The organism is Treponema sp. UBA753 (assembly GCF_002297325.1).
Lineage (GTDB): Bacteria > Spirochaetota > Spirochaetia > Treponematales > Treponemataceae > Treponema_D.
In genome coordinates, this window is sequence record NZ_DBKJ01000078.1 from 781 (window position 1) to 2,358 (window position 1,578).

Genomic DNA, 1,578 nt, shown 5'->3' on the forward strand with positions numbered 1-1,578 from the left:
TCCTAAAAAAATAAAATTCATCTGTTTTACTCCCATAAAATTTTAGCGTGCTTTTATAAAAACACCGCATGATATTATAAATCAAAATTGCCAAATTCTCAACCAAATTTAACAATGTAGTTTTTCTTTTTTCCGCGGCGAAGAACAATCACTTTTCCTTCAATTGCAAGCTGGCTTGTTAAAGGCATATTTTCGTCCGTGGATTTTTCACCATTTAAGGTTATTGAGCCTGCCGCAAGAAATTCTCTTGCCTCGCGTTTGCTTGAAGCGATTTTATTATTTACAAGCACATCAATCAGTTTTTCACCTTCTGAAATTGAAACAGTCGGAACGTCCTTAAATCCAATTTCAATGTCCTTTAAGCTAAGAGACTTCACATTGCCAGAAAAAAGGGAACTGCTTATGTTCACGGCTTTTTCGAATTCTGCTGCTCCGTGCAAATCAGTGATAATTTCACGTGCCAAAGCCTTGTGCGCCTCGCGAAGCTCTGGGTGCTCCTTGTTTTTTGCTTCAAGTTCTTCAATCTGCTCTTTTGAAAGGAAAGTAAAAATCTTAAGGTAGTCAACAACCATTGAATCGTCAACATTCACAAGATACTGATAAAGCTCATAGCTCGAAGTTTTATTCAAGTCAAGCCACAATGCATTTCCCGCGCTTTTTCCAAATTTATTTCCGTACTTGTCCAAAACAAGCGGCATTGTAAATCCGTAGGCTTCCTTGCCTTCAATTTTGCGGATAAGCTCAAGACCTGTTGTTATGTTTCCCCACTGATCCGCGCCTTCGGCCTGAAGAATGCAGTTTTTATTTCTGTAAAGCCACAAAAAGTCATAGCCTTGCAGAAGCGTGTAGGAAAATTCCGCAAAAGTAATTCCTGTTTCCAGACGGCGTGAAATTATATCTTTTGAAAGCATATAGCTTACGTTTATGTATTTTCCAATGTCGCGCAAAAATTCAAGGAAAGTATAATCTTTTGTCCAGTCATAGTTGTTTACAATTTCCGCCTTTCCTTCAAAAATCCTGTCAACCTGGCTTTTTATTCCCGCAAGATTTTTTTCAAGAGTTTCATGACTGATTATTTCACGTTCTGCTGTAGGACGAGGATCGCCAATAAGACCTGTAGAGCCGCCCACCAAAAGAATCGGATGATGACCTGCACGCGCAAGACGCTTCGCTGTTACCAAAGACGAATAATGCCCCAAGTGAAGGCTGTCTGCTGTAGGGTCTGTTCCCCAGTAAAATGTGATTTTTTCATTGTTAAGCTTGTCTGCAATGTCTTCCCCGGCAACATCTTTAACAAGTCCACGCCACTGAAGCTCCTCAAAAAATGTCATTTCCTACTCCAAGTTAAATGAATACTGATTTTTATATGTTCCAAAAGACTATCACTTTTTCCTATGAGTTTCTAGTAAAAATGCATAAAAAAAGCTCCTGCGCAAAACAGGAGCAAACGGTTCCTACGGGAATCGAACCCGTCTTTCGACCTTGAGAGGGTCACGTCCTAGCCGATAGACGAAGGAACCTAAACAAAAAAAGCCAGACTAGCAGTCCAGCTTATATTCCCCAAGGAGGATTCGAACC

The 1,578-nt window shown here is 40.1% G+C and carries 1 protein-coding gene and 1 tRNA gene; both read right to left on the bottom strand.

Features of this window, described 5'->3' with window-relative positions:
* Window positions 1-98 precede the first annotated feature (98 nt).
* Window positions 99-1,331 (bottom strand): tyrosine--tRNA ligase, encoded by a 1,233-nt coding sequence (gene tyrS, locus B4C08_RS06795; RefSeq protein ID WP_296664121.1) that lies wholly within the window; start codon window positions 1,329-1,331, stop codon window positions 99-101.
* A 117-nt stretch (window positions 1,332-1,448) separates the two neighbouring features.
* A tRNA-Glu gene (locus tag B4C08_RS06800) sits at window positions 1,449-1,520 on the bottom strand.
* Window positions 1,521-1,578: the final 58 nt, after the last annotated feature.